Source organism: Sporolactobacillus sp. PKPK-6, from assembly GCF_056678885.1.
On the sequence record NZ_JBWXPA010000003.1, the window covers coordinates 13,517 to 37,543 of the forward strand.

The window sequence follows — 24,027 nt, forward strand, 5'->3', positions numbered from 1 at the left end:
TATTTTATATCCAATGGGACTTCCTCTTGCATAAAGTAATGTTAAATGATAATCATGTAGATTCTGAGTTGAAAACGTGTAGAAACTGTTAATATCTAAAAAAAGGTTAAATTGAGCAATTGACATCTGCCCAATTTAACCTTTTTCATTTATAACCTCATCAAAAATATTGACTTTTCGTTGGGATCACTATGTTTCTCACGAAGCGTCCATCTTAATGTAATTTTCTTAAAGAACTTTTAAAATACATACTATTTTAATACATTTTCTCGCCTTAACGATTATTTCTGGGTTCGATATATTCTCCACGTTCATACAATGCCTTAATTTGTTCGGCTTCCAGTGTTTCAACTTTCAGCAAGGTTTGCGCGATCAGTTCCAGTTTATCACCGTGTTCCACTAGCAATTCCTTACAACGTGCATATTGTCTTTTAATGATTTGCTGCACCTCGGTGTCAATTTCGTAAGCAACCTGGTCACTAATATTTTGTTCATTTTGCATCATTCCAAGAAAGGGCTGACTACCTTTATTTCCAAACTGCAAAGGACCGAGCTTCTCACTCATCCCCCACTCAGTCACCATGCGTCTTGCGATATTTGTAGCCCTCTGAAAATCATTGCTAGCGCCTGTAGATACTTCACCAAATGTGATCTCTTCAGCCACACGACCACCAAGCAAGCCGGTGATCTGTTCCAACAGTTCCGGTTTGGTCATTAGATGGCGATCTTCTTTAGGCAAAGAAATAGTGTACCCACCTGCCTGTCCACGTGGAATAATCGTCACTTTATGCACTTCATCGGCACCATCCAGAGCTAAACCAATGATTGTATGCCCTGATTCATGATAGGCAACAATATTTTGTTCTTTTTTGGAAATGACACGTGATTTCTTTGCGACCCCTGCTATGACACGTTCAACTGCTTCATCAATATCCTCCATATCAATGACGATCTTGTTGGCGCGTGCAGCAACCAGTGCCGCTTCATTTAACAAGTTCTCTAAATCTGCTCCGGAAAATCCTGGTGTCAACTTAGCTACCGTATTCAAATCAATATCTTTCGATAGCGGTTTGTTTCGTGCATGAACTCGAAGTACAGCCTCACGTCCATTCAGATCTGGACGGCCAACTGGAATTTGGCGATCAAAACGGCCTGGTCTCATCAAAGCGGGATCCAGTATATCCGGCCTGTTCGTCGCCGCAATGATAATGATTCCTTCATCGGCCGCAAAACCATCCATTTCAACAAGCAGCTGATTCAAAGTCTGTTCCCGTTCATCGTTTCCTCCGCCCAGACCGGCTCCTCGCTGGCGTCCGACAGCATCAATTTCGTCAATAAAGATAATACAAGGTGAATTTTTTTTTGCCTGTTCAAATAAATCACGAACCCTTGAAGCACCGACACCCACGAACATTTCAACAAAGTCAGAGCCGCTGATTGAAAAGAAGGGAACACCCGCTTCTCCGGCAACCGCACGAGCCAGCAATGTTTTCCCTGTTCCCGGTGGTCCTTCAAGTAAAACCCCTTTTGGTATTCTTGCACCCAAAGCAATAAATTTTCTCGGTTCTTTTAGAAAATCGACAATCTCAACTAATTCCTGCTTTTCTTCATCCGCACCCGCCACATCTTTAAACGTGACTTTATGATTATCCTCTTTATAAAGTTTAGCCTTACTTTTACCAACGCTCATCATTTGGCCGCCACCACGTGTACGATTCATGAGAAAGAAAACCAGCAAGAACATGAGAACAAATGGGATCAGTGAAGTAAGAAATACGACCCAACCAGGTGTACTTGCTTCTGGTTGAATAGTCAAATTGGATTGTTCAGCCAATGAAGTAATTTGATTGATTTCCTTTTCACTTGCCGGGACATAGGCTCTAAATGTCGTATTCTTTTTTCCATTATTCAAGCGGCCTGTTGCTGTATAGACACTCCCATCCGGCTGAAGCGTCAGTTCTCTGACATCCCCTTTGGCAAGATGTTGTTGAAAGGTACTGAAAGACATCGGTTCAACAATGTTGTTTGGACTGGTCAGCCATTTGGTCACGCCTGCAACAACCAGAACGATAAAGACATAAATGATCATATTTCTATAGACGCGTTTCATCCGTCTCCTCCACTCACGCATAAGGAACCCTGTATTTCAAAAGTGAAAGTCACTCTAATTTTCACCGTTCATCATTTAATTATCTGATGGAGATGTGAATTCTTTATGTAAAGCCACATCGGTGGCAACTCTAAGTCACAGCGATAAGAGTATTCCCTTCACTCTTATCTGCAGAGTTCAGCTTAACAACACCTGATTAAAATTCAGTTCTAACGGTTCTTTTGTTAAAAAGATTCCGTTTAGATCCTCTCCGTGTTCTCATTGATTCATTTTCCTTTTCTAAAATGGGACAAACATATTCTTCTCTTATTTTTTGCTTTTGCCAAGCTAAAGTCCCCGGTTGTGCTTTTTCATCTTTTGATTTTGTCAATCTACATTTCACCTCTTTTTACATACTGGTTTTATTATCTGCACTGATTAATGAGATCCTTATTAAATAGAGACGAAAAACCCGATAGAGTTTTCGTCCCTATAAAGAAAAGTCGAATTGAAACTTTTTTCAAGTCAATGATGATGTCCATTACCTTTCTTCATCATAGCCGGCATCATGAACAGATGCATCAACGGGCAAATAAGTACAGCCGCGAGTATGAGCAAACTATTTGATCCTGAAAATCCGCCTGTGAAAAACAGACCAATGATCACAGCTATTGGAATAATGAGGCAGACTGCCATCATAAGGTTATGATTGTGTTGATGAGTTCCATGAGCACTATGATTTTCATTTCCCTGATTTTGATTTTCGTGACCCTGACTGTTATGATCATGATTCCCGCAACAATTCATCAAAAATCCCTCCTCAATCTCGTTATGCTTGTTTACTTTTCAGCTGCTGAAGTTCTTTCCGCAACTGATCATTCTGTTCTTTTAACGCGTCAAATTCATTCTGTTTCTCATGAATATGCTGATGTGTGCTGTGTTGATGGTTTTCAGACTGATGACCTTCATGATTGTGATTTCCGCAACAAGACATAAAAAATTCCTCCTCGTAAACTTTGATTATTAATCCTTGTTTTTAAGCTGTTGAAGCTGTTCCCGCAAAAGATTATTCTGTTCTTTCAGGTCGTTCAATTCATTCGAGCTTTTTTGATGTTCAGAATGATCCGTTTCTGAATGATTTCCCTTCATCATCATAAACATCATCGGGAGCATCATAAGGGGACAAGCGAGTAATAGTAGCCAAGACCAGTCCATTGATTTCTTCCTCCTCTCATTCTTCAATAATGATTATAGGAAAGAAATGTGTGGAATCTGTGTGGAAAACATGTAGAAGGCGAGTAATTGTTGAAAAAATAAAAAAAGATTTACATATTACTCTTTGTTCCTGTAATGGAACCATAAATACAGGCTGCCAAAGAGGATCACAGGGCAGGCGACCCACATGCAGACTTTGAAAAAAATCCTCCCAAATGCAAGAAAACTCTCATGACCAAAAGCATTGGCTGAGAAGAGAAGGCAGGTTAGTCCAACGATAATTAAAAAAAGTGAAAAGAACCAATCAATTTTCTTCATTATTTCATCCCGTCCCTTCTCTGCTTTTTTTCATGAGTAAAGATCAATGTGAAAGTAGTCCCGACGCCCATTTGGCTATCAACTCGAACCGTTCCGTCCTGCATTTCAACGTATTTTTTGACGATAGACAGGCCTAATCCAGTCCCCCCGTATTCACGCGCACGTGATTTCTCCACTCGATAAAATCGTTCAAAGATATAAGGCAACTCTTCTTTAGAAATACCAATGCCTGTGTCTGATACGGAAAGGACAGTTGCTTCTTTCTTCCCGGTCAGTCGTACAAGAACGCTGCCCTTCTCCGTATAACGGATGGCATTCTCAAGTAAATTTAACAGCACCTGTTCCATCCGTTTACGATCTCCTCGAATAAGAGGAACCTGATCTTGTAAATCCAGCTGTAAGCTTAGTCGTTTACTTTCTGCTTTAAGTTTAACTTTCTGAACAGCTGTTTTTATGGTTATCTTCAGATCCATCCATTCCATATTAAGTTTGATCTGTCCTTCCTCCATTTTCGAGAGGTCAAACAGGTCATTAATCAAATGTTCGAGACGAACGGATTCTTGATATATAATGGAAAGGTACTGTTTTTTTTCTTTATCAGAATCAACTAATCCATCTGTCAGAACTTTAGCATAACCCTGAAGATAAGTGACTGGGGTTCGAAGTTCATGTGAAATGTTTGAGAAAAACGCTCGCCGCGTATCTCGATATCTTTGCAAACTTGCAGCCAGATCATTAATGGAGTGCCCGAGCATACCGATTTCATCTCGACTCCCGACCTGAAGTCTTGTATCCCAGTTTCCTTTTGCCATTTTATCGGTCATTTGCTGCATTCGAAGCAGTGGACGAGAAAGCAGTTTACTCATGATAAGAATCATACCTAAAGCGAGAAAAAACGCGCCAAGTCCAGAAAGCACCAACAAATTTCGAAGTCTCTGCAAAGAATCGTCTATTTTTTTCATGGAAGAGACAATATAAATCGCAGACCCAGTCGTTTCCCCTATTTGTATGGGTTTACCTACAACATAAAATCGGTTTCCATGAACATCATGGTTTTGAAAAGCTACAGAATGACCGGATAGCAGGCGCCGGGTATCGCGTGACCGTATAAAAGACAGATTCGGCTGTTTCTCCCGTGGAAGCGTCAAAATCCTTCCTTCATCATTCAACCAGAAGACCTTTACATCTGAAAATTTAGCAAAAGCTCGAATCATTGATTGTGAAGAAGTATCATTGGATTCTGCCATGGTTGCAAAGTGTGCAGCAATTTCCTGTGTATTGTCCTTCATTTGAGCATCATAGAAATTTGTGAACAATCGATCAACAGCAAGACCGGAGGATACGAGAATCACAATCATCAGTACGATAACAGCCGCGCCCAATTTCAGCCCGATTCGATTGATACTCATGATTTTCCGACCTCTGCCTCAAATTTATAACCGACTCCCCAACTTGTCTGAATCGGGTTATAGACTAATCCGGATCTCTTTAATTTCTCTCTGATATTTTTAACGTGGATATCGACAACCCGCGCATCCCCTTCAAAATCATAACCCCATATTTGTTCGATCAACTGTTCACGAGACAGAACACGTCCTTTATTTTTGGCCAGCGTAGCAAAAAGGTCAAATTCTTTATGGGTTAAATCCACCGATTGATCATGAACAAAAACCTGGCGTCCGTCTCTATCAATCGTTAGTGCTGGAAAATTCAGCACATCGTTATTTGTTTTTTCGGTAGAGGTCGAGGATGCGCGGCGAATCAGCGCATGAACGCGGGCAATTAATTCCTCTGGATCAAAGGGTTTTGTCAGATAATCATCAGCCCCGAGTTCCAGCCCCTGGACCTTTTCTTTTGTCTCACCTAGAGCCGTTAACATCAGAATAGGAACGGATTGTGTCTTCCGAATCGACTGGCACACCTCCCAACCATCCATATTGGGCATCATCACGTCAAGGATGACCAAGTCAAAGGAGTGATTTTTAATTTTCAGCATCGCTTCATTGCCATCCGCTGCCTCAACGGTATTGAAACCTTCTTTAGATAAGTAGATGCGTAGCAAATTGCGCAACTTCCAGTCATCATCCACCATTAAGACTTGTAATTTCTTCATACTCATCACCTTCTCTCATCATACAGCAAATTTTCCATATTACATATATTAACAAATTGAAATCATGCGTAGCATACATCCTAGTTTCTTTTTTAAATCCAGTGATACTTAAAAAAAAAAACTGGATCTCTTCCTATGGATTGTTTGATTAGAAAACGGACTTATTTTTCCACTTTTTTAATAACTTCCTATGACATACACTTAATAAAATCATGCCTATAACAATCCACATCAAAATAAATAAAGCGGCATGTAGAAAAAAGGCTTCCGGGAGGATCGTGATCACAGGATCTGTAACCGGATCGAACAGCCAGTAATTATTTCTAAAAAAAGCCTTGTGAAACAAAGTGAAGGATGCATCAAAGTTTAAAGTGAAAGCAGTTAAAGTAACGATAATGAAGAACAGAAGAATGAAAGACGCTTTTTTCAGAACACTGATCATTCCATGCTTAATACCGCAATACAGGCCAGCCACACTAACTAAACCTGTGATGATAAAGAGCAGCTCAATTGAAGTGAAGATCCTTTTGACATCCCCAAAATGAATTTGTCCGCGAACTGAGTAAGGCAGGGATGGAAGCTTAAAGGATTGAGGCCTTGGATCGAAAAGATATTGAATCATGTAATTATAGTTTTCCACAATTCTAGCTGTGTTGATACCCGCGATCTTGTCAATACCAAGATACCAAATATCGAAATAGTACAGAGGTTTAAAGAGCAGAGCAAGCTCTATTGACAGGAAAATAATAAACAACGCAAGATTGATGGCAAGCAGGGACTGAAATACACTGGATTTTTTGAAATGCATCCGCACACACACCCATATGAAATATTTTGATCTGAACCACATAAGCCTAAAGAAGTGTAAAAATAGTGGATTCGTATTTCTGTCAGGAAAAGGACTAAGCCTCTCTTTTACGGCTTAGTCCTGAACAGAATTTCATAGACGACCATTAAATTGAAAGCGAACCGTAGTTTTGTAATCAATTTATTGACAATCGAATTTATCTGCTTCTTCTCATGATCCTTCCAAAACTTTTGAATTTGACTTTTGGTGGAGAATTATTTTTTGGGATTGAAATTCTTGAATTTTTTGGAAAAACTTTACTCGTTCCTTGACCCGTATCCGATTTCAAGATTTTCCCCGTATTTCTCTCAACCGAATTAATCGCCTGTCCTACATCTTTTGTAACGCTATTCCTTATTCTTGAGAATGTACTTGAAAACGAGTTCGAGTTATTCCCGGAGCTGCTACGCTTAATAATCGAACCGGTTGTCTGCTTCGTTATTGGAGGGATCGTTTTCTTTTCGCTGGCGGTAGGGGGCTGATACTTTACCGTTGGCCGAATTGTATTACCATCCGTATAGCCACGATAATTACCTAGAGCGCCTTTTCCCAATTGATACAATCGATCCAAGAGAACGGCAGACAGATAGCCCTTCAAAAACGACGAACTGTAATTGTTGCGAACAAATTCTTTATTACTTACTTCAATCAGGGTATTATCGGGGTTCTTTTTGTCTCTTTGAAGATCATATAATTCATCAGAATAGACAAGGAACATTTGCTGGTTGTCGTTTCTTGAGATCTGATCCGGCTTCTTTTGGTCGCTTAGTTTCTTGGCTACTTCTGGAACCGACTGTTTGTCAGCCTGATAAATATAAGACTCCTGATTTCCGTTTTTGGATACGGAGGTCAGCGGATAGCCACCGGTAACGGCTGGCTGTCCGGAGCCGGATGCGGAGCATCCGGTTAAAAGGGAAGCCCCGAGTACAATAGCCAATACAATTTTTATGCTGTTTGACAATCGCTTAATCATATTTAACGCTTCCTTTTTTTCATGACTGAATGATCCTGACGTCCATTGGTAGGACATCCTCTCCCTCATACAACATCATCTGGCCAGCCTGCCATTCGATTCGCAGTAGTTTCCAGTTATCTGATTGAAAGTCCCAAAGATAACGTTCACTAGAGGATGCAAAAGGCGTATCACCTGAAGAATGGGCTGCGCCTACCGCTTGATCTTCCATATGATACAATGTCCCTTCCATTTCAATGGTCGTTGGAATCTCATTAATATCTTCCAGACGTCCATCAATCGCTTCATAAAGAGACAGCTCCAGTTTTTCCCTCTTAGCAACCCGTAAATATTTGATCGTACTCCCATCCTTTATCGTAAAAAAAGCTTCCTGGCGTTGCGGGAATAACACTCGACCCGCAACGGTATAACTATTAAGTGAAAGATCAACAATATCACCAATAGATAAAGTGTAAGGAGTTTTTTCTTCAATCGGTGGTTCTGGCTTCTTTACTAAATTGATGATTCGATGAAATAGGGACATTTTTTATCTCCTTTCAACTTGCAAAAATAAAACCGACAGCCGTCTTTTGTAATTTTCTCGGCGTGCCGGCTCATTGATTTGCCTATTGTTATCCCTTATTTTTTATGCTGTTCGATGAGCTGTGCCAGTTCATCTTCGACCTTCTTGTCCTTCCCCAAATTTTCAAACTCTTCATCGATGGATTTTTCTTTTTTATAGACTTCCCCGCTTGCTTCCGCCTCGGCTTCTAGCTGCAATGTTTTTTCTTCCATACGTTTCAGTCCGGCCATCGCTGTATTGGAATCAAAGCCAGACATGGTGTCATTAATCTTTTTCTGCGCCTCGGCGGCGTTAACCCGTGCGACCAACGTTTCCCGCTTATCTTTCAGTTCTGCAACTTGTTTTCGCATCTCGTCTAGTTTTTGACGAAGATTTTCTGCCGCGACCTGATTTTGTTCATAACGTTTCTTGTATTCAGTCACTTTTTGTTCAGCGTTTTGTTTATCCTCGATGACTCTTCGTGCCAGATCCATATCACCGGTTTCAACCGCCAGATGTGACTGTTCTTCACGCTTGGCCACAAGAGCTTTTTGTTCCTCGTAAAGAGCCTTGAATTTTTTTTCAAGAGCAATTTGTGCAGCGACTCCCCGTTCAGCTTCTTGTAAGTCCTCCTGCATATCACGCAGGTACTGGTCGGTCATCTTAATCGGATCTTCCGCTTTTTCAATCACAGCATAAATATTTGAAACGGTAAGGTCACGCAGTCTTTTAAATAGTGACATTCAATAAAACCTCCTGATTGTTTTTCATACCGATATCGGACCCCCTTAAAGGGCGACCAACACTTTTTTACCTTATTTACGAGTACATTCGTCATTTGTTGTTTTGTATCAACTCCCCCCTTCTCTACTGCAATAAGATTACACGTTAAATGTGTAGAATCCATGTAAAAGTGATATTTCTCTAAAAAGAGAATTGAACATGATTTTGAAACATCAAAGCTACCCGTTTTTTTACTTTAATTCATTGTCTTGTTTCTTTTATGATATTAAAAAAGTGCCTCTAACCCATTTCGGGCGAGGCACTTCTTAACAATTAATTCTGTCCGACAACATCGTATCCTTGTTCTTCAACTGCTTCCTTCATCTTACTGAACTGAATCCTTGCATCATCATATTCAACTGACGCTTTACCTTTTTCAAGATCCACAGAAACGTCAGATACACCATCTAATCCCTTTAAAGCATTTGTAACCGAGGCTTTACAATGTCCGCAATGCATACCTTTTACATCAAGTGTGGTCTTTGCCATCGTTTCAATCTCCTTTTTTATACTGAAAATTTTTTATTTAAAGATGAATGGACAGATTTAAACGTCAGTGCTGTCCAACAACATCGTATCCTTGTTCTTCGACAGCTTCTTTCATTTTGTCGTATTGTACTTTCGTTTCATCATAGTCGACAGCAGCTTCACCAGTTTTAAGATCAACAGAGACAGCAGATACCCCATCAAGACCCTTCAGTGTTTGAGTCACCAGATTCTTGCAGTGGTCTCCCATCATACCCTTAACATCAAGCTTTGTTTTTGCCATAAGTCGTCAATCTCCTTTTCATCTTTTTTGATGCTCTACAGCTTCTCAGTCAAAAAACCTTTCAATTTCAGACTTTGACCCGTTTCAGACGTAAACTGTTCGTCACGACGGATACGGAACTAAAGGCCATGGCAGCGCCGGCTACCCAAGGCGCAAGCAGGCCGAGTGCGGCCACTGGAATGCCAACCGTATTATAGAACAGTGCCCAGAACAAGTTCTGACGAATGTTCCGCATCGTTTTCCGACTCAAATCAATCGCTTTTGGAATATGAAGCAGATCGCCACCGACCAATGTGATATCAGCTGCCTCAATTGCCACGTCTGTTCCAGTGCCAATTGCCATGCCGATATCTGCTGTAGCCAATGCCGGAGCGTCATTTATTCCATCACCAACCATGGCTACCTTCAGTCCCTTTTCTTGAAGAATTTTCACTTTAGCTGCTTTTTCCTCGGGAAGGACCTCGGAAAACACATGGTCAATGCCTGCCTGTCTGGCAATCGCCTGAGCCGTCCGCTCATTATCGCCCGTAATCATATACACCGAAAGACCACGTGTCTTTAATTCTTCAATGGCTTGCTTCGAAGATTTCTTGATCGTGTCTGCAACGGCAATGATCCCCTGAAGTTTGCCATCGTAGGCAACAAACATTGCCGTTTTCCCTTCAGATTCAAGCTTCTTCATCCGTTCCTCAGTCTCAGAATAAGAAATGTCTCCCTCTTTCATCAGCCGCCGTGTGCCGATTGCTATTTCCTTCCCGGAAACAGTTGCTTTAATACCATAACCGGCAAGAGCTTTGAACTGATCCGGTGATGGGAGATCCGGGCTGCTTTGCTTTCCATAGGTAACAATCGCCTGCGCCAGCGGATGTTCACTGGCTGATTCTGCTGAAGCAGCAAGCGTTAAGAGTTCTTCTTTTGCTGCGCCATTCAGTGCAATAATGTCAGTAACTTCAGGTTTACCATTAGTAATTGTCCCCGTCTTATCGAACAGAATAGCCTGCAGACTTTGGGTTGTTTCGAGATATTCACCTCCTTTAAAAAGAATGCCGTTCTCAGCCCCCTTGCCGGTTCCAACCATGATGGATGTCGGCGTTGCCAAGCCTAAAGCGCAAGGGCAGGCAATCACAAGGACACTAATAGCCGCAATCAGTGCTGGGGCAAACTGACCGGGAGTGACAAACAGAATCCAGACAAGAAATGCCAGCACCGAAATACCGATCACAATCGGGACAAAGATACCCGAGATACTGTCAGCGAGCCGCTGGATCGGTGCTTTTGATCCCTGGGCTTCCTCAACAATCTTGACAATCCCGGCAAGTGCCGTATCTTTCCCTACTTTTTCAGCCTTCATGGTCAGCGTTCCATTTGCATTCACCGTTGCGCCGATTACTTTGTCATCTTTTCCTTTTTCGACAGGGATGGATTCACCAGTAATCATTGATTCGTCAACAGAAGAACGGCCGTTGACAACGATACCATCTACAGGTATTTTTTCTCCAGGTTTGACACGTAACAAATCACCGACAGCAACCTGATCGATCGGTACTTTTCGTTCCTTCCCGTCCTCAATGATTGTCGCCTCTTTGGCCTGCAGTCCCATCAGTTCAGTAATCGCCGCAGTCGTCCGCCTTTTTGCACGTGATTCAAAATATTTACCCAACAGGACAAGCGTAATTAAAATCGCACTCGTTTCAAAATACAGCTCAGGACTGGTGAGTCCGCCAAACTGATAACGGAGTGTCTCGAACGCGCTATAAAAGTAAGCAGCACTCGTACCCAGTGCAACCAGAACATCCATATTGGCACTCTTATTTAATAGAGCCTTTGTACCACTGATATAAAACTGGCCGCCAATGTAGAACTGCACAATACCAGCCAAGATGAGCTGGAACCATGGATTCATCAGCAACTGAGGGATCGGTAGGCCTGTGTTAAAGGGCAAGTGTGCAATCATGGTGTAAAGCAACGGCAGCGAAAGAACAGCGGACAAGACCAGTTTCTGCAGCTTTCTTTTAAGTTCCTTCTCTTTTTCGTCCGTCGCCTGTTCTTGTTTCGGGACAGCCTTGTAACCGAGTTTCTTGACTTGATCATAAATCGCAGTAGGTTCGGTGATCCCGGGCTGAAAGATCACAGTTCCAGACTCAGTCGCTAGATTAACCTGGGCTGATACTACACCTGCCATACGGCTCAATCCCTTTTCAATACGCGCGGCACAAGAGGCACAGGTCATACCAAGAATATCCGTATCCAACCTTTGCGTTCGCACGCCGTAACCCAGCTTTTCAATCTTTTGTACAATGTCCGTGGGTTTTGCTTTTTCCTCATGGATGGTCACCTTCGCTTTTTCCAATGCGAGGTTGACATTCGCTTCGACGCCATCCATCTTATTGAGCGATTTTTCAATCCTTGTCGAGCAGGAAGCACAGGTCATCCCTGTAATCCCAATCTGCATTGCCTTTGAACTCATCCATTTCATCCCCTTATATCCGTTCATCCAGAAGTCAATGTGAACCCCCAGAATAAATGATTTGTATTTATTCCAACTAAAGATTCAGGTTAGCAGCTCCTGCCATCTTCTTTCAGCTTTATTATACCCATGGGGGGTATACGTGTCAAATGATAAATTGTGCGATCTGTTATACCTAGTCGTGGGGCTTTTCGTAATTAAATGAAGGCACTGCTTATCCCTTGGTCTCATTTATTCTAATAAACAGATGTGTAGTTTTTGTTAGGATATGAAAAATATCATATCTTTTTTGAAATCATTTGCGAACAAGCACGAATAGAAATGGAAAATCAGAGAAACATCAGGTTTCCTTATTCCCTCAGTTCTAAGGAATGATACGATCTCTGCCTTTTATATTTAACATTTAATAGCTATAGATTTCTTGATCATTACGATCTCTAGATACATTGATTTAAACTTTATTTTTATTGAGTATTTATAAATCTTCACAGTTTCTCCACATTTGTTCGATACACTTGTGGAAACGAGATAAGGAGAGTGTACCCATGAAAAAGTTTCTTTTCGTCGCACTGGCAATTTTCACACTACTCATCATTACTGCGTGCTCTGCGACTACAGAAAATAGCAACAAAACAGCCAACAAGCAGGCTGCGAGCAGCGAATCAGCTGCTTCAGAATCACCCAAAATATTGAGAGGGCCAAATATTACGCTTGTTGCCGAAAAAGGGACACAAAAATTGAGCAACGGCGTTACTGTCCCAGTTTGGACGTTTAACGGATCAGCACCCGGACCGGAAATTCATGTACAAAAAGGCCAGAAAGTGCGTGTCACCTTAAAGAATGAGCTTTCTGCACCCGTTTCGATTCACTGGCACGGTTATCCAGTTCCTAATAAAATGGATGGTATCCCAGGTGTCACACAAAACGCGGTAGCCCCAGGAAAGAGCTTCACTTATGAGTTCGTTGCTGACAAAGCAGGCACTTATTGGTATCACTCTCACCAGGATTCAGTGAATCAGGTGGACCGAGGGTTATATGGAGCCTTCATTGTTGAAGATCCTAAAGAAAAATATGATAAGGATTACACCCTAATGCTGGACGAATGGATGACCGATAAAAATCAGATCAACAGTCAGATTAAAGCGATGACACCTGCGGGTCAAAGCAATAAAAACAACGGAGATTCCGGAATGGGCAGCATGCCCGGCATGGATATGGGCGGTTCAGATCAAGGCAGCTCAAATAGTGGTGGCAGTAGTGGAATGAATATGGATAATATGGACAACAGCAGTTCAGATAGCGGAAACAGCAACGGCATGAATATGCCCGGGAATATGATGGCCGATAATATGAGCATGTACGACTTGTACACGATTAATGGAAAAAGCGGCAGTCTGGTTAAACCTCTGACGGTCAAGAAAGGGGATAATGTTCGGCTGCGTTTCATTAATGCCGGCTACCTCCCGCATAACATTCATATCCATGGTCACAACATTAAAGTAATTGCAACTGATGGTCAACCTATAAACAATCCGCTGGCCGTTAAAAACCAGGTCATTTCCATCGCACCAGGTGAACGATATGATGTAGCCTTTACTGCGGACAATCCGGGAAAATGGTATATCGAAGATCATGGAACAGCAAAGGGTACGAACGGGATGAAGGCCTTAATTGACTACGAAGGTAGCAAGGCTACAACCGATCAACCTAATGCAAGCACACAATTGCCGGCTATAAACTTTGCTGACTACGGGTCTAAAACAAAACCTGAGTTTACGCTGAATCAAAAATACGACGTCACCTATACCATGAACCTTAATGCAGGTATGAACAATAATGGGATGATCTATACGATCAATGGGAAAACCTTCCCAAATACAGATCCGATTAAGGTTAAAACGGGTGATCGCGTGAAGGTCAAGCTGGTCAATCGTGATCATATGAATAACCATCCAATGCATCTCCATGGCCACTTTTTCCAGGTTTTGAGCAAAAATGGCAAACCGGTCAGCGGTTCCCCCATTTACAAAGATACGTTGAATGTAAAACCGGGTGAAACTTATGAGGTTGCCTTCCTGGCCGATAATCCGGGTAACTGGCTGTTTCACTGCCACGATCTGCATCACGCGAACGCAGGGATGATAACCGAGGTCCAGTATACAGATTTCCATTCAAGTTATGTTCCAAGTTCTTCGAGTAACAATAAACCAGAGTAAGTATTCTTAAAATAGAGGCTAAACGATCATGTTACAATAGTCTCAGAGGTGGTGGTAGATATGATGGGATGGAATGGTGGTATGATGAATGGTTTTGGTTTAGGTATGGGTTTTATCGGATGGCTTGTGCAACTATCACTGTTTATTGCCGTGATCTATCTAGTAGTTACCCTAATTAAAAAATTGAATCACCATTCAGACACCAATAAACAAGGGTACGTGATTTTAAAAGAACGATTTGCCCAAGGTGAAATCACAGAGGATGAATACAAAAAAATGAAAAAGATTTTGGATGACTGAACATGTGATAGGTCTTAAATAAGTGTAAGGGGGAAAGTCAATATGACTTTCCCCCTCACTTTATTGCATGAGTAGCTACTAATTCATAGAAAAATTAAAATCTGCAAAATGAGCATCGGTATACCTTGAATAAAAGGAGAGGAAAGAACGAATAATGATCAAAATATAGATGAATTATCGAGATATCAATTCATCTTCAGTCACCCATTTATGGTTTTTTATCACTTTTCCAGTCTTAGTATCGGTATAATTGACCATATAAATATTCGTTTGCTTAGCACTGTCAATTGTTGCTTCTGCGCCCATCATCCCTGGCATATGGCTGGCATTTAGCTTAACCTTTGTCCCCGTTTTGAGAAGTCCTTTGTTGTGAGTCTGTAACTCTTGCTGGATAACCCACTTATGATTTCTAACCACCTTCCCACCATTAGTTGGATGATAAGTAACAGTATACACATTAGTAGTATAAACTCCGGCAACCGTTCCTTTAGCATTCATCATACCGGACATATGATCTGTTTTCAGCGTCACTTTACTCCCCTTTTTAAATTCAGGATTCATTGTTGCCACAAGGCCCTGTGGAACATCGCGATCCGACATAGCGTGCTGATCATGATCTCTATTCATATCATGGCTCATGGAGCTTGAACTGTCATTTGTTCCCTGGTTTGTGCTACACCCAGTTAACGCTACAACAAGAACTAATAAAAAAAAGGATACGCAAAATTTTTTTATTGCCAAAGCTGATCACTCCTGACACAATAAAAATTAATCACATCAGGTAATATACCCTATAAGATGAAAATAAATCGTATGCCCTGTCAGATTTGGGAACTGCGATGTCCCCCCTTCCAGGGCTTGTACTTACGTTATAATAAGGTTATTGAGTTCCTACGGAGGTATGCCAGTTGGCTAGTAAAGAGCAGATAAAATCATTGAGGGATACAAATACATACGAGATGCGGAATCAGTTTATCAATGATGAACGCCTTAAAGCATTTCGTACCATAAAAAAAGCATTACTAAGGTGGTTACTGAAATTGAAAACAGTACCTTTGGCAATGATTTTAAGAGATACTTTAGTCCACCTAATAAAAGAAAAAAAGCCCGAAAGAAAAATGCATTCTCTCGTTTCCCCTCATATTTTTCCTGTCAAGACAAAAAGACAGCCCGAATAAACTCTTCTTTTATAATGCTACGAAGTTGAACCATTAAGACTGTATGAGAATATTTCACCGAGTCCTGAAAAAACCTACTGGCAGCCGGTGGGTTAATATTAGGCACTTATTGAAAAAAGTAATCAAGAAGCTAAACTTCTTTTTTTCATCCAATACTTCTACTGATATTTTTAGCTTTTCTGAGATAAATGGCTTAACTTCTTTGAACTAACCGAAATATTTTTTATTTAACAATCATCCAATTTTTATCTTTTTGCAGAGTCAAATCAAGCTGTGAAATCTGCGTCGCCTTTGTTTGCTGATCGAGATACTTCACGGATACTGAAACCTGCACTTGATTGCCCACTTTCCGATACACCGGATTGATCATCTCTGAAAAGACATAGTCCTTGCCAATCGGTTTCAGCACATTGTCTTTGACATAGTAGGACAGTTCTTCTTTACTTGCAGTAGGATATAGTTTAAAGAACGTTTTTAAAAATACGTTGATTTCTTCTGTCGTACCTCCATTCACCGTACCATCATTTTCTACTGCTTTTGGCTCATAACCTGACTTCACAGGAATCTCGCAAATGGTGGGATTTCTGACGATGACCATGTTTCCGGCTTTATCCATATAGACTCCCACCTCATAAGAGGCATTCACCGCCTTTTTTGTGTCGCCCTCCGTTATCAGCTGATCAACGGAAAAAATGACGGCATACTCGTGTTCATCGATTTGCCTTACCTTCCAGATTTCCACGTCGTTAACTGAAGAAGAGGTAGGAATGTCCCTGCGAATGGTGTCGATGTTTAAATCCTGTAATTCTTTAGTCAGATACCCTTTGAGAGCTTCTGTCCGTTGGTCGATTACATTCTGGTTGTTTTTCCATGAATAATAGACTTTGGCAAAGTTTTTGATGAAATTTTCGATCGGGTTGATATCTATCACTTGTTTTTCAATCACTTTTGTTTCATGAACCGTGTGCCTATTGATGGCGGTAAAATTTTTGTAGATGCCAAAAGCAACACTGCTTATCAGCAGAATCCACAGAAAAATGACCCATTTTCTGTGGATTCCGACTTTCATCACGTGGATCTTTGGGGACTTGAGCTGCTTTTCTTTTTTTCTTATTTTCATAGCTTAAATCTTCCTTTCTATTTGTTTTTGATCCGACCGGCGCTGACTAGGTGTTTCTGCCAGTATGAGGTTGTAAGATCGGCATACCCAATCGGATCACCAGCTTGATACATGCGATTGTTACCGACATAAATACCGACGTGTGTGATATAAGTAGCTGCATTATAGGTATCGTGAAAAAAAACCAAATCTCCCGGTTTCGCTTCCGATAGCGGAAGATGCTGCGTGACGTCATACTGTTCCTGAGCTGTCCGAGGCAGTCTAATGCCCGCTTTTCCAAAGCTCCATTGCGTCAATCCACTACAATCAAAGGACGTGTTGGGATTGTCTCCCCCAAACACATAGCGCCAGCCTTTATATTTCAAGGCTTCGTTCATGATTGCCTGAACGGTGGCATTGTCGAAATGTGCCACGGTCAAATATTGCGAAACCAAAGCGACATAGAACATATTCCCGTAACGGTATCGCCAGCCACTATTTTTCTTCAATGCAATCGGGTTTGTGTAAGAAACTTTTTCCCCATCGGATTTTTCTTTCGCAAAGTTCTCCGCAAGTTCAAAGGTGTATTTTTTACCGTGACTCGCCACGTAATCGATGAAATTCCCTCCATAGTTGTAAGACTGAATCACGGTATTGATGTCGCCTCCTTTTTTCCTAGAAGACTGTAGTAAAGCCGCAAAATATTTGCACCCTTGCTGAATCGACTTCTCCACAGTAAAGGAATGCTGAGGTTGTCCGGTCGAGGCCATCGACTGCATGACATCTGTGCCACGACCTCCGCTTTCCACCTGCATGATGGCAAGCAAATCACCGACATAGCGCTCGATTTGATATTTCTTGGCATACTTTTCCACCATTGGCTGGTGGGCCAGTACTTCCTGTGACAGATTAGCGCCTGCAAGATCGATCCCATTGCTGCTGCCATCTCCATCCTCTTCATTTGAAATGAAAACAGCGACAAAAATTAGTAGGGAAATCAGCATAGCGAAGACGGCACCGAAGATTAGCCAAACGTTTAATCTCATTTTTGGCTTCCTCTCTGCCTACGAGTCACGCGTTGCCTTGTCTGTTGACCCGTTTCTGTCCGATTATGCCTGAGGGTTGCCTCTTGTTTTTTGATCATCGGGGCCAGTTGTCGGCTCTTTTTTGGTGTAAACGGTTGTCGCGTTGCGTTTGGATGAGTCGGTGCGTGCTCTTTCTGCGTCGCAACTGGGCTTCTCCTGTTAAGATCCTGCTTGGTGAGATCTTGGCGTACTGTAGAATCTGGCATCTGGACGACCGGACGATTGAGCTCGGTATTTTTTGCTTGGCTTTTTTTCGCCTGATCCTTGAATGAGTGGATTGAGTTTATCGTCCTTTTGTTTGTCTTCAGCGTGGAATCAGGCATTACAGACCGTGCAGGTGCCGAATGAGGCCTTGCCGTTTTTTGCTTCTTGGCTGGTTTATCTTTTGTTAATTTGGTTTTAGGCCGTTCAACGAAATCCTGTTCGGTTGCCTTTTGTTGACGGGTCCGGTTAAATTCCAGTCGGCGTTGCGCAATCGTCGGACGCTGCTGCATTTGGTTCTTTTCACGGTTCTGTTTTTTGTCCGCGATTTTTTGCACTGTACGACTTTTGGCGTCCTCTGTCTTTTTTGTCATCGTGTCGTGCTTTTCTGTCTTCCCATGAATCAAGACTTGGCGGGTATTCAAAGGTAAAGCCGCTGTTTGCTTCTTTCTTGGATTTGGGTTGTCCGTGCTTCGCTTTATTGTCTCTTTGCCCGCACCCGCTGACCGACCCGTACGAGGCTCAAGCTGGGATTTCTTTGATCCTTGTGTTGGACGTTGGCTGCGGGTTTGCGTCTGTTGGGAAGCTCCGGACCTCGAAGCTTTTGCCCTTGCCCCAGGGCCAGCTGCCGCACCGGTTGCTCCGGCCGTAAAAAAGCGACCCATTTTCCGCTTCCATCGCCGCGTCTCGCGATGTAAGAACCGATAAGGCCGTTGCAGGATTGGGCTTCCCATCTGCTGAGAATCACTCGCCTGCAAGTGGAATAGACCCATAAGGTCACCCAGTTTGGCGTAAATACCCGCAAAAGTCACAATCTGTAAAAAGGCAATCAGGAAAAACGGGAATTCTCCGGATAGGGCGTAAAGCATGGTGGAAATGGAAAAGGCAATCGTGACAATTAGCGTAATGCCTGCCCGTGTCATGATGACATTGAAAAGCTTCATGATGGCCTGTTTGCCCATGCCATTAAAGCCCGGGATCATGGAAAGCAGAAAACTGATGGGCAGGAAGAGGGCATAGATGATGAACAAGATCTGCGAGAAAATCATGATCCCCGAAAGTAGAAACACGAAGATGGAAATCCCGATATTGAATAGAAACAGGAAGAACACCATCCCCAAACGTGGGGTCGTCTTGGTGAGTGTCAGGTTCTTATTGCCTTCTTTTTCAATTTCCTCTTTAACAACCGCTTCCCGGTCTGCGCCGTTGTTTGCGTCCGGATCTGCGGACAGCAGCTTTTCCACCCGTTTCTGTCCGATTTTAGTCATATCAGAATTGCCATACTGTAGAAGCAGCCAGGGCTGCTGCACTTGTATCGAAAACAAGTTATCCCGGATGAGGGCTGCGCTGTCCTGGCCATGACTTCCCGAGTGTGGCATCACCATTTTTGTCCCCAGCGACAGACTAGCCTTGCTGATGTCCGCCGAAAATCCATTGATTTTGCCGATATAGTCTGGGGCATAGGCAATAAAGGAAGCGGACAGAAGAAAAACCACCAAAAAGTTCATCACGGCGTGAATCACTTTGGTGGTCTCTCGCTTGATCAGCCCCACATAGGCCACATAGATCCCGAGGATTAAAATAAAAATCAGCAGGAACCCTGGATAAAAGCCAGAACTATGAAAGCCGCTGGGCGAAATTCCTGCCAATGTTTGCATGTTTTTTCCAATCGCGTTTGCAGTCTTGGAAACGAAATCTAAGGAATAGGCTTCCTGTACGAGATACCCTGTCGCATTGGACAGGTAGAGGGAGAGCGTCCAGATAAAATTCGTGATGGCGTAGAGTCCATACATGACCTGTTTGCCAATACCATCGGTCCAATTCCACGGCAGCCAGTCCCATGAATTATCCACATAGAAATCGAGCTGGTAATTGCCCAAAGGATATTTAGAGTAAGCATTCTGAGCACTGACCGTATCATCGACAAGACCGGCCGCATGGGCAATCGTTCCAAGCAGTGCGAAGAAAAGCAGCGATCCAACCGTGACCAAAAGAACAGCCATGAAAATTTTACGTCTCTTTTTCAGGTGCATTTAGGTCACCTCTTTTCTGACCGGTGGACGGGTGTCAAAGGCATGGAGCAGTTCCTCAAAGACCGGATGAATCTGGATGACACCTACACGGCCATACAAGTCAGAGATAAGGCACTGGCCATTTTCAAGTTCACGTAATCGTTTCTGGTTTTGTTCATCCTCCTTGTCCACGCCGAAGAATTCCAGTGTCTTCTTGATTTCGTGTATATCCGTCGAACGAAATGCAAATTTCAGACCGATATTGTTTTTCATCTTCTCATCCAGTAAATCATCTGCGTTCTGGGTTACGAAATAAACACCGGCATTCATGGCGCGACCAGCCCGCACCAGCTTGTTGGAAAGGGTCTTCCCCTGTGCCACCTGCAAAAAGCTCCAGGCTTCATCCAAGTCCACCATTTTAAACACGCTGCGGTTGGAGTGAATGAAATCAAGGGCAAAGGTGCTGATGACAATTAAAATCGCCACACTTAAAAGTTCCACAGTCGTGTATTCCTTAAATTCGGTTTCAGCATCTGGAAGCACCAAGTCCGCCACTTGGATGATGTTCAGCTGCTTATCCAGGCTAATCGACTGAACGGTCATGCCATCAGAGAACAACAAGTGTCCCAGGTTACTGTCCTTAATGCTGTCGATATGGTCAGCCATGCTGCTCGCAACGGAGGTGCCCTCCTTGTATAGCTCGTCAATGACGCACAAAAGCCCTTGTCGGTCGCTTTGCGTCACCCGACGGATCGCCTTACGAAGCGTTGGGAACTTCTCACCATCCCGACTGGAAATGCCTGTGAGAAAGGTAAGGATGTCGATGGCGAGGCTCTCTGCGTCCTTCGTCTGTTTCATAATCACATAAGGGTCAAGTAAGCCCTTGTTGCGTTCCTCTCTGGTCAGATTGATGATGTTAATTTCCTCGGCAATTTCCGGTAGCGTTTCCTTCCACCCACCACGCTCGGATTTGGGATCTAAGATCACCGCCTGTCCCCCGTAGAGGACGGCATAATAGACGAGTAAGTTGTTCGAGAAGGATTTTCCGCCGCCAAGGGAACCAAGAAAAGCCGCTGCAAGTGCATTAGTGACAGACCCTTTCACGCCTTGTGCTGCAAGGCTCGGCTTTAAGTAAACGTTACGCCCGGTGTCCAGATTATAGCCGATATAGATCCCCTCTGGTTCCCCAAGCATCTGCGCGGCCCCAAAGCCCAAGCTTGCAAGAAAGTCACTGGTCACATACTGGATATAATCATTCATATACCGCTTGCTGGCAGGAAGGAACTCACCGTGCAGCCCGATCATGTCTCCGAACGGTCGCACCAGTTTAATGCTTAAATCGTCGTAGAAGTCCATGACTTCGTTACATCGACGCTTCAATTCGTCCAGATCCGGCGCTGCTACCCGTATCACGTAACTGAGCTTATACATCGCTTCTTTGGTCTGGTCGAGATTCGCTTCCAGCTCGCTGACACTATCCAGGGCTTCCATCACGTCGTTACCTGACTCATTATTAGACTGCCAGGCATGGTTATCTAAGTCTTTCAATTCTTTTTTCTTGTTTCGAACCGTCGTTAAGGCTTTCTTATTCGTGACAATGTCCACATTCATCGATGTATCAATTGGAAACGTAAATTGTTGTTGCTGATAGTAAAAAATTTCTGAGGAGGGGAAGTCCAGCTCTCGTACAATCGAATTGATCGTGAAATAGGAAACATAAGTCGTCTGGTCTTCCTGCTCGATTTTCAAATATCTCTGGTTTTCCTCGACAAGGCAGCGAGTCGGCTTGATGAGGTCATACCGCTTCACCAGCATTTCCTGCTTCAGTTTCTTTGCCGGTAAATGGTAGGCATATTCCTCATAGGGCGAACCCGTCTTCCCATAAAGATGTTCAATCAGATAGCCAAAGTCATCTTTATCCAGCCTGCGAACTTTGAATCTGCGGGAAATCTTGCTTTCCAGCAGGTGTTCCATTTTCATAAACCGGTTAATCTCTTTCGTACTCATGCTGACGAAATCGCCCATCAGTTTGTGATTGACCTCGTAAAGGAAATCAGAAAAGGTCATCAGAATGGATTCACTGATCACCTTAAGGCTGACTTCCTGTTCGTTTAAAAGCAGTTTGAAGCCAATAAAAAAGCGATAGTCGATTTGGTTTTCACCAATCATTCCGACTAACGCTTCAGTCTGTTCATCAATTTTCCGGCAAGCAATGTCTCTCAATCTTCCAGAGATTTCTTTCTTGCTTCGCTCCTGCGTGGCCCGAATACTTGATTCTGTAGCAATCTGCAAGGCATGAATTTTCCCGTCACGGCTCTGGGCGACCAACTGACGAAAATGCTCATGCACCTGGTATTTTTCTTCTGGACTCAGAAAGGAGTAGTTGTAGGGAATCAGTTCATAATAGGCGAAACATTCCCCGTCGTGATTAAAAACGAGGTTATTTTCGATGTACTTGATCGGATACAGCATAACGTTCCCTCCTCACGGCGGTAATCGCTCCACCGACGGTCTCTTTTTTCAGCTTCACAGACTTTCCAGCATAGGTGACTTTGGGACGGAGCATATAGGAAAATACGGATTTCAGAAAGCCATAGGGCTTTTTCCCATCAAAGGTCTTCTGTGACATGAACCACGTGAAGCCAACCGGAAGACCCACATATTTCAGCAGGACGCCATGAATGAAAGACAACGGTGGCACGTTCGCAAAGAGCACCACCAGCAAGAGCGAGCAGACAAACCAAGCCATTTGCGTAAAAGTGACCGGAAAGGGTAGTTGGAAGTCATTGATGGCGTAGATCACCTTCTCCACGTTCCAGATGCTAGTATAGCTTCTGATTTTTTTCATCTGTCACTATTCCTTTCTGTTTAAGAGACTTTTTAGTTAACTGACGTATTCAAAAACACCGTGGGAAGTGACGAGAAAATTTCCTTCCAACTCCAAATCCCGTCCATAAGCTTCATAGTCAATATAGTTTTGCAAATGAGAAGGGACTTCACCAAGGGTACCTGACTCTTCCAATAGGTAACGGGCCACATTCTCCATATCATCACAATCGGGATAACAGATGATGTCATCCTTATGCTCCACCATTTCTTCAAAACTGCCAAAAAAGGCGTTCTGGATTTCTCTCATTTCCTCCTCAATCGGTGTTCCTTCTAATTCCTTCGCTAGAGAACACAGACGGTTGATTTCCTCAATGGGCGTGTATTCATCAATATCAAAGGGCAATTCGTAATCGTGGATGGCATATTCTTCATATTCATGATTCAATCCGATACGCTCCTTGACCTCCTCAAAGTCAACGGGTGGAGTGAACCATGCACCGACTAATTCGCCCTCATTGTACTTGCCAAGATTGGCTATATAGACTTTCATTTCCATCTATATATCACTTCCTTTTCCTAAAAATAGATACAAAAAAAGCAGTGGTTTTCGACTGCGCAATGGCTACCCATTAAATTTATTTAGATAAAAGTGCATTTCCCTGTCGCACTACCGTTTGACGTACCTGTTTTTTGGCATGCATAAGAAAAGCCCTTATACATGCCAAAAGAACAGGTGTTAAAGTTACGCACCCACGACTCTGTTAAACAGATTCAGTAAGACATCTTTGACACCTGCCGCATTGAAGACTAATCCCACGGCAATCAAAGCAATCACTAGAAAACCAATCAGCTTGGAAAATTCCCGTTTAAAACCGAGATAAAGCCCGATGACCACAATCGCCATCAAGACGAGAGACTGAGCATTATTTAAAAACCAAGTGTATAAATTCCGTCCAAAATTCATGAGCGATTTCTCCTTTTATACATCCAAT

At 42.8% G+C, this 24,027-nt stretch carries 26 protein-coding genes; 3 read left to right on the forward strand and 23 right to left on the reverse strand.

Annotation, left to right across the window (positions count from 1 at the left end):
• Window positions 1–274: 274 nt before the first annotated feature.
• The 15 genes from ftsH to AC1MBV_RS16150 all read right to left on the reverse strand — a co-directional run bounded on the left by ftsH (window position 275) and on the right by AC1MBV_RS16150 (window position 12,115).
• On the reverse strand, window positions 275–2,110 hold the full coding sequence (gene ftsH, locus AC1MBV_RS16080) for an ATP-dependent zinc metalloprotease FtsH (protein WP_093672791.1): 1,836 nt from the start codon (window positions 2,108–2,110) through the stop codon (window positions 275–277).
• A 196-nt stretch (window positions 2,111–2,306) separates the two neighbouring features.
• A complete protein-coding gene (locus AC1MBV_RS16085; RefSeq protein ID WP_155217843.1) occupies window positions 2,307–2,480 on the reverse strand; it encodes a hypothetical protein in 174 nt (57 codons plus the stop codon).
• A gap of 134 nt (window positions 2,481–2,614) precedes the next feature.
• Complete coding sequence (locus AC1MBV_RS16090) at window positions 2,615–2,896, reverse strand: DUF2933 domain-containing protein (RefSeq protein ID WP_010025840.1); 282 nt, start codon at window positions 2,894–2,896, stop codon at window positions 2,615–2,617.
• A gap of 22 nt (window positions 2,897–2,918) precedes the next feature.
• Window positions 2,919–3,083 (reverse strand): hypothetical protein, encoded by a 165-nt coding sequence (locus AC1MBV_RS16095; protein ID WP_176557813.1) that lies wholly within the window; start codon window positions 3,081–3,083, stop codon window positions 2,919–2,921.
• Window positions 3,084–3,112: 29 nt separating this feature from the next.
• Window positions 3,113–3,304 carry a hypothetical protein gene (locus AC1MBV_RS16100; protein WP_010025838.1) on the reverse strand — a complete coding sequence of 64 codons (192 nt, stop codon included), beginning with the start codon at window positions 3,302–3,304 and terminating at the stop codon, window positions 3,113–3,115.
• Between the two features lie 117 nt (window positions 3,305–3,421).
• Window positions 3,422–3,622, reverse strand: a complete 201-nt coding sequence (locus AC1MBV_RS16105) for a hypothetical protein (protein WP_010025837.1) — start codon at window positions 3,620–3,622, stop codon at window positions 3,422–3,424.
• Entirely contained in the window at window positions 3,622–5,031 is a 1,410-nt protein-coding gene (locus AC1MBV_RS16110) for a sensor histidine kinase (RefSeq protein ID WP_093672789.1), read from the reverse strand. Before AC1MBV_RS16110 ends, AC1MBV_RS16105 begins: the two co-directional genes overlap by 1 nt.
• Complete coding sequence (locus AC1MBV_RS16115) at window positions 5,028–5,735, reverse strand: response regulator transcription factor (RefSeq protein ID WP_370646039.1); 708 nt, start codon at window positions 5,733–5,735, stop codon at window positions 5,028–5,030. Before AC1MBV_RS16115 ends, AC1MBV_RS16110 begins: the two co-directional genes overlap by 4 nt.
• 148 nt (window positions 5,736–5,883) lie before the next feature.
• On the reverse strand, window positions 5,884–6,543 hold the full coding sequence (locus tag AC1MBV_RS16120) for a TIGR01906 family membrane protein (RefSeq protein WP_093672785.1): 660 nt from the start codon (window positions 6,541–6,543) through the stop codon (window positions 5,884–5,886).
• Between the two features lie 196 nt (window positions 6,544–6,739).
• The gene (locus AC1MBV_RS16125; RefSeq protein WP_230459019.1) at window positions 6,740–7,612 is read right to left on the reverse strand and encodes a DUF4247 domain-containing protein; all 873 of its coding nucleotides are present in this window, start codon (window positions 7,610–7,612) and stop codon (window positions 6,740–6,742) included.
• Entirely contained in the window at window positions 7,575–8,078 is a 504-nt protein-coding gene (locus AC1MBV_RS16130; RefSeq protein WP_093672783.1) for a DUF4178 domain-containing protein, read from the reverse strand. The genes AC1MBV_RS16125 and AC1MBV_RS16130 overlap by 38 nt, the downstream gene beginning before the upstream one ends.
• Before the next feature lie 95 nt (window positions 8,079–8,173).
• A complete protein-coding gene (locus AC1MBV_RS16135) occupies window positions 8,174–8,839 on the reverse strand; it encodes a PspA/IM30 family protein (protein ID WP_139692313.1) in 666 nt (221 codons plus the stop codon).
• Window positions 8,840–9,152: 313 nt separating this feature from the next.
• Window positions 9,153–9,368: a copper chaperone CopZ gene (gene copZ / locus AC1MBV_RS16140; RefSeq protein WP_100489390.1), complete on the reverse strand. Its 216-nt coding sequence runs from the start codon at window positions 9,366–9,368 to the stop codon at window positions 9,153–9,155.
• Window positions 9,369–9,432: 64 nt separating this feature from the next.
• On the reverse strand, window positions 9,433–9,648 hold the full coding sequence (locus AC1MBV_RS16145) for a cation transporter (RefSeq protein ID WP_100489391.1): 216 nt from the start codon (window positions 9,646–9,648) through the stop codon (window positions 9,433–9,435).
• A gap of 67 nt (window positions 9,649–9,715) precedes the next feature.
• Window positions 9,716–12,115, reverse strand: coding sequence for a heavy metal translocating P-type ATPase (locus AC1MBV_RS16150; RefSeq protein ID WP_139692311.1), 2,400 nt, complete (start codon window positions 12,113–12,115; stop codon window positions 9,716–9,718).
• 545 nt (window positions 12,116–12,660) lie between these two features.
• Between AC1MBV_RS16150 and AC1MBV_RS16155 the strand changes: the two genes are divergently transcribed.
• Both AC1MBV_RS16155 and AC1MBV_RS16160 read left to right on the forward strand, forming a co-directional pair.
• Window positions 12,661–14,331 (forward strand): multicopper oxidase family protein, encoded by a 1,671-nt coding sequence (locus AC1MBV_RS16155; RefSeq protein ID WP_155217833.1) that lies wholly within the window; start codon window positions 12,661–12,663, stop codon window positions 14,329–14,331.
• A gap of 63 nt (window positions 14,332–14,394) precedes the next feature.
• Window positions 14,395–14,631, forward strand: coding sequence for an SHOCT domain-containing protein (locus tag AC1MBV_RS16160; RefSeq protein ID WP_480948798.1), 237 nt, complete (start codon window positions 14,395–14,397; stop codon window positions 14,629–14,631).
• A gap of 174 nt (window positions 14,632–14,805) precedes the next feature.
• Here AC1MBV_RS16160 and AC1MBV_RS16165 read toward each other — a convergent pair whose 3' ends face one another.
• On the reverse strand, window positions 14,806–15,270 hold the full coding sequence (locus AC1MBV_RS16165; RefSeq protein WP_480948799.1) for a YdhK family protein: 465 nt from the start codon (window positions 15,268–15,270) through the stop codon (window positions 14,806–14,808).
• A gap of 269 nt (window positions 15,271–15,539) precedes the next feature.
• On the opposite strand from AC1MBV_RS16165, the gene AC1MBV_RS16170 reads away from it, so the two are divergent.
• Entirely contained in the window at window positions 15,540–15,809 is a 270-nt protein-coding gene (locus AC1MBV_RS16170) for a hypothetical protein (protein WP_155217829.1), read from the forward strand.
• A 223-nt stretch (window positions 15,810–16,032) separates the two neighbouring features.
• On the opposite strand, the gene AC1MBV_RS16175 is transcribed toward AC1MBV_RS16170, so the two are convergent.
• The 7 genes from AC1MBV_RS16175 to AC1MBV_RS16205 all read right to left on the reverse strand — a co-directional run bounded on the left by AC1MBV_RS16175 (window position 16,033) and on the right by AC1MBV_RS16205 (window position 23,999).
• A complete protein-coding gene (locus tag AC1MBV_RS16175) occupies window positions 16,033–16,878 on the reverse strand; it encodes a conjugal transfer protein (protein WP_480948800.1) in 846 nt (281 codons plus the stop codon).
• 68 nt (window positions 16,879–16,946) lie between these two features.
• Window positions 16,947–17,954 carry a bifunctional lytic transglycosylase/C40 family peptidase gene (locus AC1MBV_RS16180; protein WP_093674656.1) on the reverse strand — a complete coding sequence of 336 codons (1,008 nt, stop codon included), beginning with the start codon at window positions 17,952–17,954 and terminating at the stop codon, window positions 16,947–16,949.
• Complete coding sequence (locus tag AC1MBV_RS16185) at window positions 17,951–20,227, reverse strand: CD3337/EF1877 family mobilome membrane protein (protein WP_370646042.1); 2,277 nt, start codon at window positions 20,225–20,227, stop codon at window positions 17,951–17,953. Before AC1MBV_RS16185 ends, AC1MBV_RS16180 begins: the two co-directional genes overlap by 4 nt.
• Window positions 20,228–22,678 (reverse strand): conjugal transfer ATPase TcpF, encoded by a 2,451-nt coding sequence (gene tcpF, locus AC1MBV_RS16190; protein ID WP_047035263.1) that lies wholly within the window; start codon window positions 22,676–22,678, stop codon window positions 20,228–20,230.
• Window positions 22,647–23,054 carry a conjugal transfer protein gene (locus tag AC1MBV_RS16195; RefSeq protein WP_010023712.1) on the reverse strand — a complete coding sequence of 136 codons (408 nt, stop codon included), beginning with the start codon at window positions 23,052–23,054 and terminating at the stop codon, window positions 22,647–22,649. The genes tcpF and AC1MBV_RS16195 overlap by 32 nt, the downstream gene beginning before the upstream one ends.
• 36 nt (window positions 23,055–23,090) lie before the next feature.
• Complete coding sequence (locus AC1MBV_RS16200; protein ID WP_010023710.1) at window positions 23,091–23,591, reverse strand: antirestriction protein ArdA; 501 nt, start codon at window positions 23,589–23,591, stop codon at window positions 23,091–23,093.
• Window positions 23,592–23,777: 186 nt separating this feature from the next.
• On the reverse strand, window positions 23,778–23,999 hold the full coding sequence (locus AC1MBV_RS16205; RefSeq protein ID WP_010023708.1) for a hypothetical protein: 222 nt from the start codon (window positions 23,997–23,999) through the stop codon (window positions 23,778–23,780).
• Window positions 24,000–24,027: the final 28 nt, after the last annotated feature.

Coding starts and splice junctions, on each gene's coding strand:
- ftsH (WP_093672791.1), bottom strand. CDS start 2,110: ATGAAACGCGTCTATAGAAATATGATCATTTATGTCTTTATCGTTCTG.
- AC1MBV_RS16090 (WP_010025840.1), bottom strand. CDS start 2,896: ATGAATTGTTGCGGGAATCATGATCATAACAGTCAGGGTCACGAAAAT.
- AC1MBV_RS16095 (WP_176557813.1), bottom strand. CDS start 3,083: ATGTCTTGTTGCGGAAATCACAATCATGAAGGTCATCAGTCTGAAAAC.
- AC1MBV_RS16100 (WP_010025838.1), bottom strand. CDS start 3,304: ATGGACTGGTCTTGGCTACTATTACTCGCTTGTCCCCTTATGATGCTC.
- AC1MBV_RS16105 (WP_010025837.1), bottom strand. CDS start 3,622: ATGAAGAAAATTGATTGGTTCTTTTCACTTTTTTTAATTATCGTTGGA.
- AC1MBV_RS16110 (WP_093672789.1), bottom strand. CDS start 5,031: ATGAGTATCAATCGAATCGGGCTGAAATTGGGCGCGGCTGTTATCGTA.
- AC1MBV_RS16115 (WP_370646039.1), bottom strand. CDS start 5,735: ATGAAGAAATTACAAGTCTTAATGGTGGATGATGACTGGAAGTTGCGC.
- AC1MBV_RS16120 (WP_093672785.1), bottom strand. CDS start 6,543: ATGCATTTCAAAAAATCCAGTGTATTTCAGTCCCTGCTTGCCATCAAT.
- AC1MBV_RS16125 (WP_230459019.1), bottom strand. CDS start 7,612: ATGTCCTACCAATGGACGTCAGGATCATTCAGTCATGAAAAAAAGGAA.
- AC1MBV_RS16130 (WP_093672783.1), bottom strand. CDS start 8,078: ATGTCCCTATTTCATCGAATCATCAATTTAGTAAAGAAGCCAGAACCA.
- AC1MBV_RS16135 (WP_139692313.1), bottom strand. CDS start 8,839: ATGTCACTATTTAAAAGACTGCGTGACCTTACCGTTTCAAATATTTAT.
- copZ (WP_100489390.1), bottom strand. CDS start 9,368: ATGGCAAAGACCACACTTGATGTAAAAGGTATGCATTGCGGACATTGT.
- AC1MBV_RS16145 (WP_100489391.1), bottom strand. CDS start 9,648: ATGGCAAAAACAAAGCTTGATGTTAAGGGTATGATGGGAGACCACTGC.
- AC1MBV_RS16150 (WP_139692311.1), bottom strand. CDS start 12,115: ATGAGTTCAAAGGCAATGCAGATTGGGATTACAGGGATGACCTGTGCT.
- AC1MBV_RS16155 (WP_155217833.1), top strand. CDS start 12,661: ATGAAAAAGTTTCTTTTCGTCGCACTGGCAATTTTCACACTACTCATC.
- AC1MBV_RS16160 (WP_480948798.1), top strand. CDS start 14,395: ATGGGATGGAATGGTGGTATGATGAATGGTTTTGGTTTAGGTATGGGT.
- AC1MBV_RS16165 (WP_480948799.1), bottom strand. CDS start 15,270: ATGAGCCATGATATGAATAGAGATCATGATCAGCACGCTATGTCGGAT.
- AC1MBV_RS16175 (WP_480948800.1), bottom strand. CDS start 16,878: ATGAAAGTCGGAATCCACAGAAAATGGGTCATTTTTCTGTGGATTCTG.
- AC1MBV_RS16180 (WP_093674656.1), bottom strand. CDS start 17,954: ATGAGATTAAACGTTTGGCTAATCTTCGGTGCCGTCTTCGCTATGCTG.
- AC1MBV_RS16185 (WP_370646042.1), bottom strand. CDS start 20,227: ATGCACCTGAAAAAGAGACGTAAAATTTTCATGGCTGTTCTTTTGGTC.
- tcpF (WP_047035263.1), bottom strand. CDS start 22,678: ATGCTGTATCCGATCAAGTACATCGAAAATAACCTCGTTTTTAATCAC.
- AC1MBV_RS16195 (WP_010023712.1), bottom strand. CDS start 23,054: ATGAAAAAAATCAGAAGCTATACTAGCATCTGGAACGTGGAGAAGGTG.
- AC1MBV_RS16200 (WP_010023710.1), bottom strand. CDS start 23,591: ATGGAAATGAAAGTCTATATAGCCAATCTTGGCAAGTACAATGAGGGC.
- AC1MBV_RS16205 (WP_010023708.1), bottom strand. CDS start 23,999: ATGAATTTTGGACGGAATTTATACACTTGGTTTTTAAATAATGCTCAG.